This is a genomic window from Thalassorhabdomicrobium marinisediminis, from assembly GCF_003072065.1.
GTDB classification, from domain to species: Bacteria; Pseudomonadota; Alphaproteobacteria; order Rhodobacterales; family Rhodobacteraceae; genus Octadecabacter; species Octadecabacter marinisediminis.
The window spans coordinates 146,372-163,234 of sequence record NZ_QCYG01000008.1; the positions used below are offsets into that span (position 1 = coordinate 146,372).

General features: G+C 63.8%; 18 protein-coding genes. 11 read left to right on the plus strand and 7 right to left on the minus strand.

All coding sequences use genetic code 11. The annotated features are described in order from the left end of the window. The first annotated feature begins 57 nt into the window (after positions 1–57). Complete coding sequence (locus DC363_RS13460; protein ID WP_108641675.1) at positions 58–777, plus strand: CDP-alcohol phosphatidyltransferase family protein; 720 nt, start codon at positions 58–60, stop codon at positions 775–777. Between the two features lie 42 nt (positions 778–819). Here the strand turns inward: DC363_RS13460 and DC363_RS13465 are convergent, their stop codons facing one another. From DC363_RS13465 to DC363_RS13475, 3 genes are all read right to left on the minus strand, one after another. Then, complete coding sequence (locus tag DC363_RS13465) at positions 820–1,062, minus strand: DUF3253 domain-containing protein (RefSeq protein WP_277871188.1); 243 nt, start codon at positions 1,060–1,062, stop codon at positions 820–822. A 4-nt stretch (positions 1,063–1,066) separates the two neighbouring features. Next, positions 1,067–4,081, minus strand: a complete 3,015-nt coding sequence (gene ileS / locus DC363_RS13470; protein ID WP_108641676.1) for an isoleucine--tRNA ligase — start codon at positions 4,079–4,081, stop codon at positions 1,067–1,069. A gap of 328 nt (positions 4,082–4,409) precedes the next feature. Further along, complete coding sequence (locus DC363_RS13475) at positions 4,410–4,658, minus strand: accessory factor UbiK family protein (protein ID WP_108641677.1); 249 nt, start codon at positions 4,656–4,658, stop codon at positions 4,410–4,412. A 141-nt stretch (positions 4,659–4,799) separates the two neighbouring features. Here DC363_RS13475 and lgt point away from each other — a divergent pair, with 141 nt between their 5' ends. The 5 genes from lgt (at position 4,800) to DC363_RS13500 (ending at position 9,065) form a co-directional block, all read left to right on the plus strand. After that, positions 4,800–5,681, plus strand: a complete 882-nt coding sequence (gene lgt / locus DC363_RS13480) for a prolipoprotein diacylglyceryl transferase (RefSeq protein WP_108641678.1) — start codon at positions 4,800–4,802, stop codon at positions 5,679–5,681. After that, on the plus strand, positions 5,678–6,739 hold the full coding sequence (locus DC363_RS13485) for a class I SAM-dependent methyltransferase (protein WP_108641679.1): 1,062 nt from the start codon (positions 5,678–5,680) through the stop codon (positions 6,737–6,739). Before lgt ends, DC363_RS13485 begins: the two co-directional genes overlap by 4 nt. Continuing rightward, positions 6,736–7,518, plus strand: a complete 783-nt coding sequence (gene pgeF / locus DC363_RS13490; protein WP_108641680.1) for a peptidoglycan editing factor PgeF — start codon at positions 6,736–6,738, stop codon at positions 7,516–7,518. The genes DC363_RS13485 and pgeF overlap by 4 nt, the downstream gene beginning before the upstream one ends. Before the next feature lie 253 nt (positions 7,519–7,771). Further along, the gene (locus DC363_RS13495; RefSeq protein WP_108641681.1) at positions 7,772–7,951 is read left to right on the plus strand and encodes a hypothetical protein; all 180 of its coding nucleotides are present in this window, start codon (positions 7,772–7,774) and stop codon (positions 7,949–7,951) included. A 310-nt stretch (positions 7,952–8,261) separates the two neighbouring features. After that, positions 8,262–9,065: a Hint domain-containing protein gene (locus DC363_RS13500; protein WP_241963002.1), complete on the plus strand. Its 804-nt coding sequence runs from the start codon at positions 8,262–8,264 to the stop codon at positions 9,063–9,065. Positions 9,066–9,073: 8 nt separating this feature from the next. Here DC363_RS13500 and DC363_RS13505 read toward each other — a convergent pair whose 3' ends face one another. Continuing rightward, positions 9,074–9,574, minus strand: coding sequence for an Lrp/AsnC family transcriptional regulator (locus DC363_RS13505; RefSeq protein WP_108641682.1), 501 nt, complete (start codon positions 9,572–9,574; stop codon positions 9,074–9,076). A 169-nt stretch (positions 9,575–9,743) separates the two neighbouring features. Between DC363_RS13505 and trxB the strand changes: the two genes are divergently transcribed. Together trxB and DC363_RS13515 are read left to right on the plus strand one after the other, a co-directional pair. Continuing rightward, on the plus strand, positions 9,744–10,754 hold the full coding sequence (gene trxB, locus DC363_RS13510; protein ID WP_108641683.1) for a thioredoxin-disulfide reductase: 1,011 nt from the start codon (positions 9,744–9,746) through the stop codon (positions 10,752–10,754). Between the two features lie 112 nt (positions 10,755–10,866). Continuing rightward, positions 10,867–12,945 (plus strand): bifunctional sulfate adenylyltransferase/adenylylsulfate kinase, encoded by a 2,079-nt coding sequence (locus DC363_RS13515; RefSeq protein WP_108641684.1) that lies wholly within the window; start codon positions 10,867–10,869, stop codon positions 12,943–12,945. 73 nt (positions 12,946–13,018) lie between these two features. On the opposite strand, the gene DC363_RS13520 is transcribed toward DC363_RS13515, so the two are convergent. The 3 genes from DC363_RS13520 to DC363_RS13530 all read right to left on the minus strand — a co-directional run bounded on the left by DC363_RS13520 (position 13,019) and on the right by DC363_RS13530 (position 14,804). Then, a complete protein-coding gene (locus tag DC363_RS13520; RefSeq protein ID WP_108641685.1) occupies positions 13,019–14,059 on the minus strand; it encodes a succinylglutamate desuccinylase/aspartoacylase family protein in 1,041 nt (346 codons plus the stop codon). A 91-nt stretch (positions 14,060–14,150) separates the two neighbouring features. Beyond that, positions 14,151–14,387 (minus strand): DUF1150 family protein, encoded by a 237-nt coding sequence (locus DC363_RS13525; protein WP_108641686.1) that lies wholly within the window; start codon positions 14,385–14,387, stop codon positions 14,151–14,153. Between the two features lie 3 nt (positions 14,388–14,390). Further along, positions 14,391–14,804 (minus strand): Hsp20 family protein, encoded by a 414-nt coding sequence (locus DC363_RS13530; protein ID WP_108641687.1) that lies wholly within the window; start codon positions 14,802–14,804, stop codon positions 14,391–14,393. 178 nt (positions 14,805–14,982) lie between these two features. Here DC363_RS13530 and DC363_RS13535 point away from each other — a divergent pair, with 178 nt between their 5' ends. The 3 genes from DC363_RS13535 (at position 14,983) to DC363_RS13545 (ending at position 16,829) form a co-directional block, all read left to right on the plus strand. Further along, complete coding sequence (locus tag DC363_RS13535; RefSeq protein ID WP_196778429.1) at positions 14,983–15,201, plus strand: YdcH family protein; 219 nt, start codon at positions 14,983–14,985, stop codon at positions 15,199–15,201. Between the two features lie 76 nt (positions 15,202–15,277). Then, positions 15,278–15,763, plus strand: a complete 486-nt coding sequence (purE, locus tag DC363_RS13540) for a 5-(carboxyamino)imidazole ribonucleotide mutase (protein ID WP_108641689.1) — start codon at positions 15,278–15,280, stop codon at positions 15,761–15,763. Next, positions 15,756–16,829 carry a 5-(carboxyamino)imidazole ribonucleotide synthase gene (locus DC363_RS13545; RefSeq protein ID WP_108641690.1) on the plus strand — a complete coding sequence of 358 codons (1,074 nt, stop codon included), beginning with the start codon at positions 15,756–15,758 and terminating at the stop codon, positions 16,827–16,829. Before purE ends, DC363_RS13545 begins: the two co-directional genes overlap by 8 nt. Positions 16,830–16,863 lie beyond the last annotated feature (34 nt).

The window sequence follows — 16,863 nt, forward strand, 5'->3', positions numbered from 1 at the left end:
TCGCACCCCTGCCTGCTGCGTGTTGCGCCCTGCCCGCATTTCCGGCATGAGATTGCCATGACACAGACAACCGACCCCCAGAACCGGCTCCGCGCCAAAGCTTTGGCCGTGCATCTGTTCACCGCCACCGGCGCAGTCTTCGCCATGCTCGCCATGCTCGAGGCGATCCAGCGGGACTGGGACATGATGTTCGTCTGGCTGATCGTCGCCTTTGCAGTGGATGGTGTCGACGGGCCTTTGGCGCGGCATTACGACGTCAAGCGCTATGCGCCGCAGTTCGACGGCGTTCTGCTTGATCTGATCATCGACTATCTGACTTATGTCTTTATCCCCGCCTATGCGCTTTATGCCTCGGGGATGATGGATGGCTGGTCCGGATGGGTGGCGGTGATCGTCATCACTTATACCTCGGCCCTGTATTTCTGCGATACCCGCATGAAAACCCGCGACAATTCCTTCGCGGGCTTCCCCGGTTGCTGGAACATGCTCGTGTTGGTGCTGTTCGCGCTGACCCCGCCGTGGTGGGTCTCTTTGGTGCTGGTGGCGGTGCTGTCCGTGGCGATGTTCCTGCCGGTCAAATTCATCCACCCGGTGCGCACGAAGCGGTGGCGGATGGTGTCGCTTCCGGTGGCGCTGCTCTGGACGGTCTTCGCCGGAATGGCCGCTTGGGAAGGGTTCCGCCCCGATCCAGTCGTCTTCTGGGGGCTAATGATCACCTCGGTCTATCTGCTGGTTGCAGGGGCAGCTCAACAGGCGGTGCACGGGCCGGACGGCTGACGCACCGCTAGATCAGGACCCCACCTCAAGCGGTGATCGCGATCAATCCGGATCCTGCGCAAGGCTCAGCCGGATCGGCCCCTGCGCGGTGAGCGGATCGACCGGTGCGCCCTGCTGCGTCGCGCGCAGGCGCAGACGCACCGCGCAGGTCCGCACCCGTGGCATCAAGGGCCGCCAGTCATCGGCTAAGGCCCGCGCCACCTCCGAGGGGCAGAAGCTCTTGTCCGCCCCCCGTGCAATCGCGTGCTGCATCAGCGACGCTTCGATATCCGCGTCGCTGACCAAGCCGTCAGCTTAGCGCTTTGTCGCAACGGCCACAGACACCGGCATGGGCGTGGGTGCCCACGTCCGGCAAGATCTTCCAGCAGCGCGCGCATTTCTGCCCCTCCGCCCGGTCGAACACCACGGCAACGCCTGCAATCTCGTCCGAGGTAAAGGCCCCCTCGGGTGCTGCCCCTTCGACCAGCTCGATCTGGCTGGTGATACAAAGATCCGCGAAGGTGTCGGGATCGGTGATGATCTGTGCCAGCTCGGGCGACAGATAGACCGTCGGGTCCGCTTCGAGCGAGGAGCCGATGACCTTGGCCGTGCGCTGCTCTTCCAGCGCGCCTGTCACCACCCGCCGCGCCGCGCGCACCGTCTCCGCCCGTTGGGCCAGCACATCGTCGCGCCAGTCCGCAGGGGTCTCGGGGAAATCCACCAGATGCACCGAGGTTTCCGGCCCGTTGCGTTCAAGCCAGACTTCTTCCATCGTGAAGGTCAGGATCGGCGCAAGCCAGGTGGTCAGCCGCTGATAAAGGGCATCCAGCACCGTAAGCGCCGCAAACCGCCGCTGCGTATCCCCGTCGCAATAGAGCGCGTCCTTGCGCACGTCGAAATAGAACGACGACAGGTCCAGCGTGGCGAAGTCGAAGATCGCGCGGAACACGCCCTGGAAGTCGTATTTCGCATAGCCTTCGCGCACGACACCGTCGAGCACCGCCAGCTTGTGCAGGATCAACTGCTCCAACTCGGGCATGTCCTCGCGCGCCACGGCGCGGGCCGGATCGTAGTCGGCCAGCGAGCCAAGCATGAACCGCATGGTGTTGCGCAAACGGCGGTAGCTGTCGGCAACGTTTTTCAGGATTTCATCCCCAATCCGTTGGTCATTGGTGAAATCGACCTGCGCCACCCAAAGCCGCAGAATATCCGCGCCATATTGCTGGACGATCTTTTCGGGGACGATGGTATTGCCCAGCGACTTGGACATTTTCATGCCCTTCTCGTCGAGCGTGAACCCATGGGTCAGCACCCCGCGATAGGGCGCGCGCCCCATGGTGCCGCAGCCCTGCAGCATCGAGGAATGGAACCAGCCGCGGTGCTGGTCGGTGCCTTCCAGATAAAGATCGGCCAGGCCATCGTCTGAGCCATCCTCACGGTCGCGCAGGGTGAAGGCGTGGGTCGAGCCGGAATCGAACCAGACATCAAGAATATCCATCACCTGCTCATAGGCGTCGTGATCGTAATCCGCGCCCAGGAACCGCGCCTTCGCGCCGTCCTTGTACCAGGCGTCCGCCCCTTCGGCCTCGAAGGCTTCAAGAATGCGGGCGTTCACCCGCTCATCGCGCAGCAGGTAATCGTCATCCGAGGGCTTGGCGCCTTTCTTGACGAAACAGGTCAGCGGCACGCCCCAGGCACGTTGGCGGCTCAGCACCCAGTCGGGCCGCGCTTCGATCATGGAATACAGCCGGTTGCGGCCCTTCTGCGGGGTCCAGGTCACCAACTCGTCGATGCTGGTCAGCGCGCGCTGGCGGATCGTCGTGCCATAGGTGTCCTGTCCGTCGCCCACAGCCTTGTCGATGGCGGCGAACCATTGCGGCGTGTTGCGATAGATCACCGGCGCTTTCGAGCGCCACGAATGGGGGTAGGAGTGCTTGATCTTGCCACGTGCCAAAAGCCCGCCAACCTCGGCCAGCTTGGACATGATTGCCGCGTTGGCATCGCCTTCCCAGTTCCCCTTCTTGGCCTTCTCGCGCAGGATGCGCTTGCCGCCGAAAAAGGGCAGATCTTCGCGGAAGGTGCCATCATCCATCACGTTATAGGTGATAACCTCCTGCAGCATGCCCAGATCGCGGTAGAGTTCGAATTCCTCCATCCCGTGGGACGGGGCGCAATGCACGAAGCCGGTGCCTTCCTCGTCGGTCACGAAGGGGGCGGCGCGGAAATCGCGTGGCGCATCCCATTCGCCCTGCGATCCCTCGACCCCTGCCAAAGGATGTGCCAGTGTCATCGCCTCAAGCTGCGTGGGCGTGACATCGCGCACCCGCCGCCACTGCCCCTCTTCCAGCCGCGCCTTGGCGAAGACGTCCGCCGCCAGCTTGTCGGCCAGCAGGAACCGCTCCCCCACCTCGGCCCAGCATTCTTCGGGCGTGTCGGTCACTTCATACAGCCCGTAGGAATAGTCGGCCCCGAAGACGACCGCCTTGTTGGACGGGATGGTCCAGGGCGTCGTCGTCCAGATCACAACCGAGGCTCCGACGAACTCCTGCGCCACCTGCGCCTCGATCTCGGCCACGGATTCGCGGTCTTCGATGGGGGCTTCCTCGCCCGAGATGTCCAGATCGGGCAGGTCGAAACCTGTCACCTTGAACTTCACCCAGACCGTGAAGCTTTCCTTGTCGTGGTATTCCACCTCCGCCTCGGCCAGCGCAGTCTGCTCCACCGGCGACCACATGACGGGCTTCGAGCCCTGATACAGTGTGCCGTTCATCAAAAAGGTCTGGAATTCCTCGGCGATCACCCGCTCGGCGTGAAAGTCCATCGTCAGATAGGGATCGTCCCAATTGCCGGTGATCCCGAGTCGTTTGAACTCGTCACGCTGGATATCGACCCAGCCGGCGGCGAAGTCGCGGCATTCCTGCCGAAACTCGACGACGTCCACGGCGTCTTTATCAAGGCCCTTCTCGCGATACTTCTCTTCGATCTTCCACTCGATCGGCAGCCCGTGACAGTCCCAGCCGGGGATGTAGCGCGCATCGCGCCCCATCATCTGCTGGCTGCGCACCACCATGTCTTTCAGGATCTTGTTGAGCGCATGGCCGATGTGGAGGTGCCCATTGGCATAGGGCGGGCCGTCATGCAGCGTGAACGGCTGGCGCGTCTCGGCTTTTGCTTTCTCGCGCAGCTTTTCATAAACGCCAAGCTCGGCCCAGCGCGCCAGCCAATCGGGCTCGCGCTTGGGCAGGCCGGCCCGCATGGGGAAATCGGTGCGGGGCAGATGCAGCGTGTCTTTATAGTCAAGTGTCTCGGGGGTGTCGGCGCACATTTCGGGCGTCCTTTTGCAGGGTCAATCTAGGGATATCGGGGGCGGTGCGCATCACGTCAAACACCTTCGTCCGGCGTGTGGGGGTCACGACGCCGGGGATATAATTCGAATAATCTGGAACGCGCAAAGGCTCATGCAGCGCCTTATAGGCCCGCCTGCGCCCATGGTAAAGTGCGCCGCGCCCCTCACAGCACGCCGCGCCCCATCTTTGCTTTAGAAATATCCCGGGGTCCGGGGCAGCGCCCCGGTCCGCCCGCGCGCGCCTGCCACCACGCAAAAGGGCCACCCCAACGGCGGCCCCGCATCATTCTTCGACCAAAAGCGGTCGTCACTTCTCGTGCTTGGCTTCAAGCGCCTCGATCCGCGCCAGCAGCGACGCATTCTCTTCGCGGGCCTTCTGGGCCATCAGACGCACGGCGTCGAACTCCTCGCGGGTGACGAAATCCCGCTCCGCCAGCCAGCGGTCCATCATGCCGGACACCGCGTTCGACGCTTCATCCTTCGCGCCTTGCGCCACGCCCATGGCATTGGTCATCAGTTGCGACAAATCATCGAATACTTTGTTACGGGTCTGCATCACTCTCTCCTTGGCTCTGCCCTGATATATGGGAGGGTTCGCCCCCAGAACAACCCAAAGCACCGGTTTTCGCGCACGCCTTGCGGGCTTGTGACCGTGCATACTGTTGACATCGCCCGCCCCAGTCGCCCTAAGAGGCCCATGACCGGTATCCCTTTTCCCGATATCTCGCCCGAGATCTTTACCATCTCGCTGTTCGGCTTTTCCTTCGCCCTGCGCTGGTATGCCATGGGGTATATTGTCGGCATCCTCATCGGTTGGTGGATCGCGGTGCAGGCCAGCAAACGCCCGGCCCTGTGGCGCCACGACACGCCGCCCCTGTCGCGCGAACAGATCGAAGACCTGCTCACCTGGATCATCATCGGTGTGATCGCGGGCGGGCGGCTGGGCTACGTGCTGTTCTACGGGGACGGCCAATTTCGCGAGAACCCGTTGCAGATCCTGCGCATCTGGGATGGCGGCATGTCGTTTCATGGCGGCTTTATCGGCGTCAGCGTCGCGGTCATTCTGTGCGCGCGGCGTTACGGCGCGGCGCTGGGGGATGTGGCCAATATCCTTGCTCTGACGGCGACACCGGCAATCTTTCTGGTCCGCATCGCCAACTTCATCAACGCCGAGCTTTGGGGCCGGCCGACGGACCTGCCTTGGGGTGTGATTTTCCCCGGTGAGGCCGCGCAATTTTGCCCCGACGTGGCCGGCCTTTGCGCGCGCCACCCCAGCCAGCTTTATGAGGCCCTGACCGAAGGCTTGATCCTTGGCGCGGTGATCCTGTTCCTCGCCTTCCGGCGCGGCTGGCTGAAGCGGCGATGGTCCCTCGTGGCGGTGTTTCTGATCGGCTACGGCGTCGCCCGCTTTCTGGTGGAATTCGTCCGCCAGCCCGATGCGCAGTTCACCAGCCCGGACAATCCCGTGGGCTGGGCCTATGACTTCGGCACATGGGGGCTGACACAGGGGCAGGCCCTGTCGCTGCCGATGATTCTGGCGGGGCTGGCGCTCGTGGTCTGGACTCGCAACCGCACATGACGGCGCTGGCGGACATTCTGCGCGCCAGAATCGAAGACAGCGGCCCGATCCCGTTGCACGACTTCATGGCCACCGCGCTGGGCCATCCGGAGCATGGCTATTACACCACCCGCGACCCGCTGGGGGCGGCCGGGGATTTCACCACCGCGCCGGAAATCAGCCAGATGTTCGGCGAGCTTGTGGGCCTGTCTCTGGCGCAGGCCTGGATGGATCAGGGCCGCCCGACCCCTTTCGCGCTGGCCGAACTCGGCCCTGGACGCGGCACGCTGATGGCCGACATTCTGCGCGCCACCGCCCGGGTGCCGGGTTTTGCCGAAGCCGCCCGGCTCCATCTGGTCGAAACCTCGCCCGCCCTGCGGGCTGAACAGGCCCGCCGGCTTCCGGGCGGCACCACCTGGCACGACACGGCCTCCGACTTGCCCGATCTGCCGCTGTTCCTTGTCGCGAATGAATTCTTCGACGCCCTGCCCGTGCGCCAGTTCCGGCGGGACGGCGATGGCTGGCGCGAGGCGCTGGTGGATCAGGACGGCACGACCTTTATCCGGCGCTGGTCGCGCCCCCGCGCCGAAGACAGGCTCACCCACCGGCTGGACGACACCCGCGGCGGCGACATCGTCGAGACCTGCCCCGCCCTGCCCGAAATCACCGCGCAGATCGCCCAGCGGATCGCGGCCCGTGGCGGAGCGGCGCTTATCATCGATTACGGCGACTGGCGTTCTTTGGGGGACACCGTGCAGGCGGTGCAGGATCACGCGCCGGTCGATCCTCTCACTGCGCCGGGGCGGGCCGACATCACCGCCCATGTGGACTTCGAAGCCCTTGCCGGGGCCGCCGCCCCGGCCCGCTTCACCCGCCTTGCCCCGCAAGGGGTGTTTCTGGAACGGCTCGGCATCACCGATCGGTCGCAAAGACTTGCCGCCGGGCTTGCAGGGGATGCGCTCGAAAACCTTATCGCCGCACACCGCCGCTTGACGGCCCCGCAAGAAATGGGTTCCCTGTTCAAAGTGATGGGGCTTTATCCCGACGGCGCCCCACCGCCCGCCGGATTGGAGCCATGACACTCGATATCATCACCTCGGACAACCTTGCCCCTTGTCGACACGGGTTCTTCACCCGCCGGGGCGGTGCGTCGTCCGGCGTGTTCGAAGGTCTGAACTGCGGCACCGGAAGCACCGACCAGCACGAAGCGGTGGCGATCAACCGCGCCCGCGTGGCCCAAGCGCTGGGGGTCGAGGCGCCCGACCTCATGGGGGTCTATCAGGTGCATTCGGCCGATGTGGTCACCGTTACAGCACCGCTAACCGAACGCCCCAAGGCCGATGCGCTCGTCACCCGCACGCCGGGCATCGCCCTGAGCGTGCTGAGCGCCGATTGCCAGCCGGTGCTTTTTGCCGACCACAAGGCCCGCGTGATCGGCGCGGCCCATGCGGGGTGGAAGGGCGCGCTGGGGGGCGTGCTGGAAGCCACCCTTGAGGCTATGGAGGCATTGGGCGCCACGCGCGAGAATATCCACGCGGTGATCGGCCCCTGTATCAGCCAGCGCGCCTATGAAGTGGGGCCAGAGTTCTTCGAAGATTTCATCGCCGAGGATCCGGCCTTTGCGCGGTTCTTCGTCAATGGCGCGAATGGCAAATTCCTGTTCGACCTGCCCGCACTTGGGCTTTACCGGCTGCGCACCGCCGGTGTGGGGGCGGCGGAGTGGACGCGCCACTGCACCTACAGCGATCCGGCGCGATTCTTCAGCTACCGCCGGGCGACCCATAACAAGGATGCGGACTACGGTCGGATGATGGCTGCAATCACGCTGAACAGCCACGACGACACGCCCGGACTTTGACGGCTTTGCGGCGGGGCCCGCCACGCGACGGCCCCAGTTTGCGCGAAACAATCACGGGCCCTGCCCCCGCATTGTTGCCGAACCCTTAAAATTTGACCGATTCGCGCGCGACCGCTGCTCTGCCCCCGTGCCACATTCCGCCGCCACGCACCTCCGGTGGGGCGCGATTTTCCCGACGCGCGGCCAAATTCATGCCCCTTTGCCCTGCGAGATTAACCCTAACACGCAGCAACGAACCCCATGAGGCCCCGCCATGACCAAGTCTCCCCGTTGGATCAAGTCCACCCAGCAAGCCGCCGCCGCCTGCACCGTGAAGCTCCCCTGGGAACGCGGGTTGCGCCGTGAGGCTTTCATCGCCAGCCGCCGTGCCGCAGCCACGCCCGAGGTAGCCCCCAAGGTAGCCCCTCCGCACAACACGCGCCCGGCCGCCTAAAGAATTCACGCCCGCTGCCGCCGACCTAGTGCGCAGCCCCGGATCGCCGCCCCTGTTTTGCATTCCGGGGGCGGCGATTCTCGTTCTCGACGGCCCTGCCGCCGCCCGACCGGCGCAAATTGTGGCAATCCCGTCACCGCTTCGCGAACAATCCGACGCTGAAGCGGCGATTGACGCCGACATCCGATAAATTCCGCAAAAAGTTTGACCTTTTCCCATCGGATCGGTCACATTTGGTTCAAAGCAACGTTCCTCAGATGTTGTCGGTGGGGGCCGACAGATGATGTGACAACCTAGAACAGGTGATCGCATGATGAAGAAAAGCCCCTTTGCCTCCGCAGCCGCGGCGGCGCCTGACACGACCGCACCGGTGGCCTCCTCAGCCCGGTATGCTCAAACAGACGGACGGCCTCAGCAGACGCAGCGTTTGATGCGCCGGTATGAGGTCGTCCATTTGCTTCCCAACGGAGACATCGACGATTTCACGCGGGTCGCGCCCGCCCATGCCGCGTTCGAGGACAGTTTCGCAGCACTTGCGCGGGGTGCGCTTATTAAAACGCGGCGCGGCATCGTCGCCATTGAAGACATCTTGCCCGGTGACGAGGTCAACACCGTAACCAATGGCTTTCAGCCCGTGCAGTGGCGCGGCTCGATGACGCTGGTCCCGAACGTGCAGGGGCAGAACCCGCGGATGGGCCGGTTGATCCGGCTGGCTTCGGACGCATTGGGCATCGGTCGCCCCATGCCCGATCTGTTGCTGGGCCCGTCAGCACGGCTCTATCACCGCTCGCCCACGTTGGAACGCGTCACGGGCCATCCGGCGGCCTTCGTGCCGGCGGTGGATTTTGTCGATGGAGTGAACGTGGTCGAAGTGACGCCGCAGACCTCGGTTCAGGTCTTCCAGCTTGGTTTTACTAATCACGAACGGTTTGTCGTGAACGGGGTCGAGGTCGACAGCCACAACCCCGGCGCGCGGCATGAATTGAACCTGCGCGGCGAGATGCTGGCGCTTTACCTGTCGTTGTTTCCCCATGTCACCCGGATCGAGGATTTTGGCATGCTCATGCACCCGCGCCTATCGCTGCACGACCTTGATTTCGGGGTGGTTGCCTAGGGCCAGCTTTAGGCGTCTTTCGCCAAACGCTCTTCCAGAACATCGAAGGGCACACCCGGCTCATCCTTGGCGCCGCGGATCACCAGCGAGGTTTTCACGCTCGCCACGTTGTCGGCGCTGGTGAGTTGTTCGGTCAGGAAGTTTTGAAAAGTGCGCAGGTCCGGTGCCACGCATTTGAGCAGGAAATCCACCTCACCGTTGAGCATGTGGCATTCGCGCACAAGCGGCCAGCCCTTGCACTTCTGCTCAAAGGCGCTCAGGTCCGTTTCCGCCTGCGAGACAAGGCCGACCATCGCGAACACCTGCACCTCGAACCCCAGTTCGCGCGCGTTGACGTCGGCGTGATAGCCGCGGATGAAGCCCTGCTCCTCCAGCGTGCGCACCCGCCGCAAGCACGGCGGCGCGGAAATCCCGACCCGTTTGGCCAGTTCCACATTCGTCATTCGCCCGTCTGCCTGCAATTGCGCAAGAATCATCCGGTCGATCTCATCCAGCTTCTGTCCGGGCATAGTTGGGCGCATCTCCTGTTGGCTGTCGTGTTTCATACGCCAGCGCCCCGAAATGCGCAACAATGTTTCGCAATTCCGCAAGAATAATGCGTGCTTTGGTCCGATGCGGTCCCCCTTTTCCCCGCGGCGCTTGCTGACTATATCGGGTCCGAGCACAAAGGAGTTCCCCATGGCCGAGACCCGCAAAACCAAAGTTCTGATCATCGGCTCCGGCCCCACGGGCTACACCGCGGGGGTCTATGCCAGCCGCGCGATGCTGGAACCGATCCTTGTGCAGGGGATTGAACCGGGCGGCCAGTTGACCACCACGACCGAGGTTGAGAACTGGCCCGGCGACACCGAGGTGCAGGGCCCCGACCTGATGCTGCGCATGGAGGCCCACGCCCGCGCCATGGGGACCGAGATCATCAGCGACATCATCACCTCGATCGATTTCTCGAAACGGCCCTTCGTCTGCCAGTCCGACAGCGGCACGCAATACGTGGCCGATGCGATCATCCTCGCCACCGGGGCGCGGGCGAAATGGCTGGGGCTGGACACCGAAGAGAAGTTCAAGGGCTTCGGCGTCTCCGCCTGCGCCACCTGTGACGGGTTCTTTTACCGCAATCAGGAAATCGTTGTCGTCGGCGGCGGGAACACGGCCGTGGAAGAGGCGCTGTTCCTGACCAACTTCGCGTCCAAGGTGACGCTGGTGCACCGCCGTGACGAGTTGCGCGCCGAGAAGATTTTGATCGACCGGCTGATGAAGAACCCCAAGATCGAACCGCTTTGGGATCATCAACTTGAAGAGGTGTACGGCGCCGACAATCCGCTGGGCGTCGAAGGCATCAAGGTCAAACACGTCAAGACCGGTGAGATCACGGACATCCCCGCCAAGGGCGTGTTCATCGCCATCGGCCACGCCCCCGCGAACGAGCTGGTCAAGGACCACCTCGAGACGCACATGGGCGGCTATGTCGTGACCAAGCCCGACAGCACCGAAACCTCGATCCCCGGCGTCTTCGCGGCGGGCGACCTGACGGACTACAAATACCGTCAGGCCGTGACGTCTGCCGGTATGGGCTGCATGGCCGCGCTTGAGGTTGAGCGCTGGCTGGCCGAACAGGGCGACGATGTCGAGATCGACGGCGGCAAGGACACCTCCCTGCCGCTGGGCTACGGGGCCAAGGTCGAAGCCTAGGCCTGCGCCCCTGTAACATAGCCCGGCAAATTGCTGCTGGCGCCAAGTTTGTTCTGGCGTGAACAAACTTTATGTGTATGTTCGCGCGTGAACAAACGCTGAGTCGCGCGTCATGGGCCTGTCCACGATCAAATCCACCTCCGAGCATGAGGATCAGATGTTCCGCCTGTTGCGTCAGGTGGACCAGTCGCCCGAGGCGTCGCAACGGGTGATGGCGGCAGCCATTGGTGTGTCGCTGGGGCGGCTCAACGGCCTGTTGAAACAGGCGACCGAAGGCGGGCTGGTCGAAGTCACCGCCCGCAACGGACCCGACAAGCGCGCGCGCAATGCCTATGCGATCACCCCCCGTGGCCAAGCCGAGAAAGAGCGCCTGACCACCCAATTCCTCCACCGGAAATTTGCCGAATACGATGCGCTCCATGCCGAGCTCACCGGGGCGGCCTCCGGTCATACTCCCTTGAACAACAGGACCAAATTGATGGAACACAACCTCGCCCCGATCCCCGAGCTCTATGTCTCTTACGACTCTGCGCAAAAGCTGAAAGTCGAAGCAGGCGAGCTGGTCTCCCACGACCTGACACCGCGACAGATCTGCGATCTGGAACTGCTGATGAACGGCGGCTTCAACCCGCTCAAGGGCTTTCTTAACGAAGAGGATTACAACGGCGTTTTGGACAACATGCGTCTGGCCGATGGCACGCTCTGGCCCATGCCGATCAACCTTGACGTCTCCGAAGATTTCGCCGCCTCGCTCGAGATCGGTCAGGACATTGCCCTGCGCGACCAGGAAGGTGTGATCCTCGCCACCATGACCGTCACCGACCGCTGGGAGCCGAACAAATCCCGCGAAGCCGAAAAGGTTTTCGGTGCGGACGATCAGGCCCACCCTGCTGTGAACTACCTGCACAATCAGGCGGGCAAGATCTACCTTGGCGGCCCCGTGACCGGCATCCAGCAGCCCGTGCACTACGATTTCCGCGCCCGCCGCGACACGCCCAACGAATTGCGCGCCTATTTCCGCAAGATGGGCTGGCGCAAGGTCGTGGCCTTCCAGACCCGCAACCCGCTGCACCGCGCGCATCAGGAACTGACCTTCCGCGCCGCCCGCGAAGCGCAGGCCAACCTGCTGATCCACCCCGTCGTGGGCCTGACCAAACCGGGCGACGTCGATCATTTTACCCGCGTGCGGTGTTATGAAGCAGTGCTCGACAAATATCCCCAGTCCACGACGTCCATGTCGCTGCTGAACCTCGCCATGCGCATGGGCGGCCCGCGTGAAGCTGTTTGGCACGGCCTGATCCGCAAGAACCACGGCTGCACCCATTTCATCGTCGGCCGCGACCACGCGGGCCCCGGCAAGAACTCCAAGGGCGAGGATTTCTACGGCCCGTACGATGCGCAGGACCTGTTCCGCGAGCACGAGGCCGAGATGGGCATCGAAATGGTCGACTTCAAACACATGGTCTGGGTCGACGAGCGCGCGCAATACGAAGCGATTGACGAGATCGAGGACAAGGATAACGTCACCATCCTCAACATCTCGGGCACCGAGCTGCGCCGCCGCCTGCAGGAAGGGTTGGAAATCCCCGAATGGTTCTCGTTCCCCGAGGTGGTGAAAGAGCTGCGCCGCACCCGCCCGCCGCGCTCCAAGCAGGGGTTCACCGTGTTCTTCACCGGCTTCTCCGGCTCGGGCAAGTCCACCATCGCCAACGCGCTGATGGTCAAGCTGATGGAGATGGGCGGACGTCCGGTGACGTTGCTGGACGGGGACATCGTGCGCAAGAACCTCAGCTCCGAGCTGGGCTTTTCGAAAGAGCACCGTGACCTGAACATCCGCCGCATCGGCTATGTGGCGTCCGAGATCACCAAGAACGGAGGCATCGCCATCTGCGCGCCCATCGCGCCCTATGCCACCACCCGCCGCGCGGTGCGTGAGGATGTGGAAAACTTCGGCGCCTTCGTCGAAGTCCATGTCGCGACCAGCATCGAAGAGTGTGAACGCCGCGACCGCAAGGGGCTCTACAAGCTGGCGCGGGAAGGCAAGATCAAGGAATTCACCGGCATTTCCGACCCTTATGACGTGCCCGAGGATCCCGAGCTGCGGGTCGAAACCGAGAATGTGGCCGTCGACAACTGCGCGCATCAGGTGATCCTGAAGCTGGAAAGCATGGGGTTGATCGCGGCCGAGTGACCTTCGCCCCATACATACAAAAGGCGCCATCCCCAGCGGGTGGCGCCTTTTTCGTGTCGAAACACGCCCCCGCCTAGATGATCTCATCCTCATCGAACAAAGGCGAGTTCTCCAACTGGGTGGCTAGATCCTCGACCGCTTGCGCGGGGTCGTCGTGGCGCACCTCGGCCAGATGGAACACCGCATCGCCTTCGTTGACCACGGGCATCACCGCACGGCCGACGATGATTCCGTCCATCGGCGCGATCAGCTCCACCTCGGCCTCGCCAAACGGGTCCGCGACCGAGGCCAGCACATCGCCCTCCTCCACCACATCCCCGTCGCCGCGATAGGTGCGCAGCAGCCCGCCCGCGGGCGCGCGCAGCCATCGGCTCGACCGGCACAGCAACGGGGCGACGCGCGCCTTGGCTATGCCCTTAGCGGGCAGCATCTCCATCGCGCGCAGCACGCGGAAAATGCCAGCCACACCGGCCCGCGCCGCCATCTCGTCAAACCGCAAGGCCTCGCCCGCTTCATAAAGCAGGACGTCGACGCCAGCGGCCTTCGCCTCGGCCCGCAACGAGCCTTCGCGCAGATCCGAGGTCAGGATGACCGGCGCACCGAAGGCCTTGGCCAGCGCCATCGTCCGGCCATTACCCTCACTGACGCGCACCTGCGGCAGGTTGGTCCGGTGGATCGCGGCGGAATGCAGGTCGATCCCCAGATCACAACGCATCACCACCTGTTCCAGAAAAATTCCCGCCAGACGCGACGCCAACGACCCGCCCGCTGAGCCGGGAAACGACCGGTTCAGATCGCGGCGGTCCGGCAGGTACCGGCTGCGGTTGTGGAAGCCGAAAGCGTTGACGATGGGCACCACGAGCAAGGCGCCCCGCAGCCCGCCAAGAAGGTCCGACTGCAGCATCCGCCGGACGATCTCAACGCCCATCACTTCATCCCCGTGCACAGCGGCGCTGACAAAGACCACCGGCCCCGGCTTTTTGCCGTGGATGACGTGGACCTTGAGGTTGACGGGGGTGTGATCGGACAGGACCGAGACCGGAAGCTCGACCGTCTGGCGGCTCCCCGGCTCAATGTTGTGTCCGGCGAATTCGAATAGGGAGTGTTTTGGCATCCTGCATCCTGTGCAAACCTTGGCTGACTGCCAAAAACGCCAAAACGCGCGCCCTCGCAAGGGGCGGCCCACCGGGCGCCCCCGGCGGGATTTAGTGCACCGTCACCGGCGTCATGTCATGCTGACGGGCCAGCACGAACGCCAGCGTCCGGTCGGCGACCAGCGCCAGTTGCTGCCCGTCGCTGTCATGCACGGCAAACAGCTGTTCCAGATCGCCGGCCGCCTCGCGCACCTCGTCTGGCAGGCTCGCCACTTCGACGGCCTTGACATAGACCAGCCGCTCTTCCGGCTGCGCGCCCAATGTCGTGAAATCAAACTTCGTATCCATGACTCAACCCTTCCTGATGTTGATTGTCTGCACCACCGATTCGGGCACCGCCCGCGTCAGATCCACATGCAGCAAACCGTTTTCCATGGTCGCCTCGCCCACATCGACACCCTCGGCCAGCACGAAAGCGCGCTGGAACTGCCGTGCGGCGATCCCGCGATGCAGGAACACGCGCCCTTCGCTGTCGTCGGACTGCCGCCCGCGGATCACCAACTGGTTGTCCTCGACCGTGATCGACAGGTCATCCTCAGCGAACCCCGCCACGGCCAGCGTGATCCGGTACGACGTGCCGGATGTCTGTTCGATGTTGTAGGGGGGATAGCCTTCGTTGCCGGACTTGGCCGTCCGTTCCACAAGGCGCTCAAGCTCTTCAAAGCCCAACAGGAACGGATGCGTTCCCAACGTCAATTTCGTCATGCGACACGTCCTTTTCGAAGCGACAGTCAATGTGCGCGGCCCCGTTCGCGGCGACCACATGGAAAATATGGGGGCAGACGTCGCGGGTTGCAAGATGCGCGGGGCCGGTTTCGCTTTGTAAAAAGGGCCGGAGCGCTTACATTGCAGGTCTCACACACCCCTGATGGACGGAGCCGCCATGAACAGCAGTACCCCGATGGACCAATTGGATGTCCTGCGCATCGAGCTTGAGGTGCTGCGCCGCGAGCACCGCGACCTGGATGAGGCGATCCACGCCCTGCAAGACACCGGCAAAGCCGACATGCTGACGATCAAACGTCTGAAAAAGCAAAAGCTCGCCCTGAAAGACAAGATCGCCGTGCTCGAAGACCGCACGACCCCCGACATCATCGCCTGAGCCAGCGCCGCTTCGCCGATTGCGCCTGTGCCCGAGCACGTTATAACCGCCGCGAACAGGAAAAAGGGCGCGTTCTATGACACCTCTTGTCGGCCTCATCATGGGCAGCCAGTCCGACTGGGCCACCCTGCGCGACGCGGCCCAACTGCTTGATGACCTGGCGATCCCCTACGAAGCCAGGATTGTCTCGGCCCATCGCACCCCGGACCGTCTGTGGTCCTACGGGACCGAGGCTGCGGGCCGCGGTCTGCAGGTGATCATCGCAGGCGCTGGCGGGGCCGCGCACCTGCCCGGTATGATGGCCAGCAAGACGCGCCTTCCGGTGATCGGCGTGCCGGTGCAGACCAAAGCGCTCAGCGGCGTCGACAGCCTGTATTCCATCGTGCAGATGCCCAAGGGCTACCCCGTCGCAACCATGGCGATCGGGGCCGCCGGTGCTGCGAATGCCGCGCTCATGGCGGCCGGCATCCTCGCCCTGCAGGACGCGGAGCTTGCCGGGCGGCTCGACGCCTGGCGCGCGGCCCTTTCCAACTCGATCCCGCAGGAGCCCTCCGATGACTGACCCCCTTCGCCCCGGCGCAACCATCGGCATTCTTGGCGGCGGCCAACTGGGCCGCATGCTTTCGGTCGCGGCCGCGCGTCTCGGCTTCAAGACCTGCATTTTTGAGCCGCAGGGCGATTGCCCGGCCTCCCATGTGTCGAACTTTCATTACCAGGCGGACTACAGCGACACCGACGCCCTCACCGCCTTTGCGCAAGCCTGCGACGTGGTGACCTTCGAGTTCGAGAACATCCCCACCGATGCGCTGGACGTGATCGAGGCAATCACCCCGATCCACCCCAACCGCAAGGCGCTCGCCACCTCGCAGGACCGTCTGCTGGAAAAGAACTTCCTGACCCGCATCGGCCTCAAGACCGCGCCCTTCAGCGCGGTGAAAACCGCAAGCGATCTGCAAAGCGCCATCGACCGGATCGGCACGCCCGCCATCCTCAAGACCCGCACGCTGGGTTATGACGGAAAGGGGCAGGCGCGGCTGCACTCGGACGACGACGCGGAAGCCGCCCTCGCGGCCATGAACGGGGCGCCTGCGGTGCTGGAAGGCTTCATCGACTTCAGCCATGAGATCTCGGTGATCGGCACCCGCGCCGCGGATGGCGCGATCTCCTGTTTCGATCCCGGTGAAAACCTCCACCGCAACGGCATCCTGCACAGCACCACGGTCCCCGCGCGCCTGTCACCCGCACAGCGCACCGACGCTGTCCTGCTCACCGCGAATATCCTCAACGCGCTGGAGTATGTGGGCACCATGGGGGTCGAGCTTTTCGTCACCGGCTCCGGCCTGATCGTCAACGAGATCGCTCCCCGTGTGCACAACTCCGGCCACTGGACCCAGGCCGGCTGCACCATCGACCAGTTCGAACAGCACATCCGCGCCATTGCAGGCTGGCCCTTGGGCGACGGCAGCCGTCATTCCAACGTCGTGATGGAGAACCTGATCGGGGCGGACATCGACCGCGTGCCCGAAATTGCGAAGACCAATGCCGCGCTGCATCTCTACGGCAAGGCGGACGCGAAACCGGGCCGCAAAATGGGCCACACCAATACGGTCACCGGCCCCGCAAAATAACCCCGCCTTCTCTGGTTCAAAATACCTCGGGGGA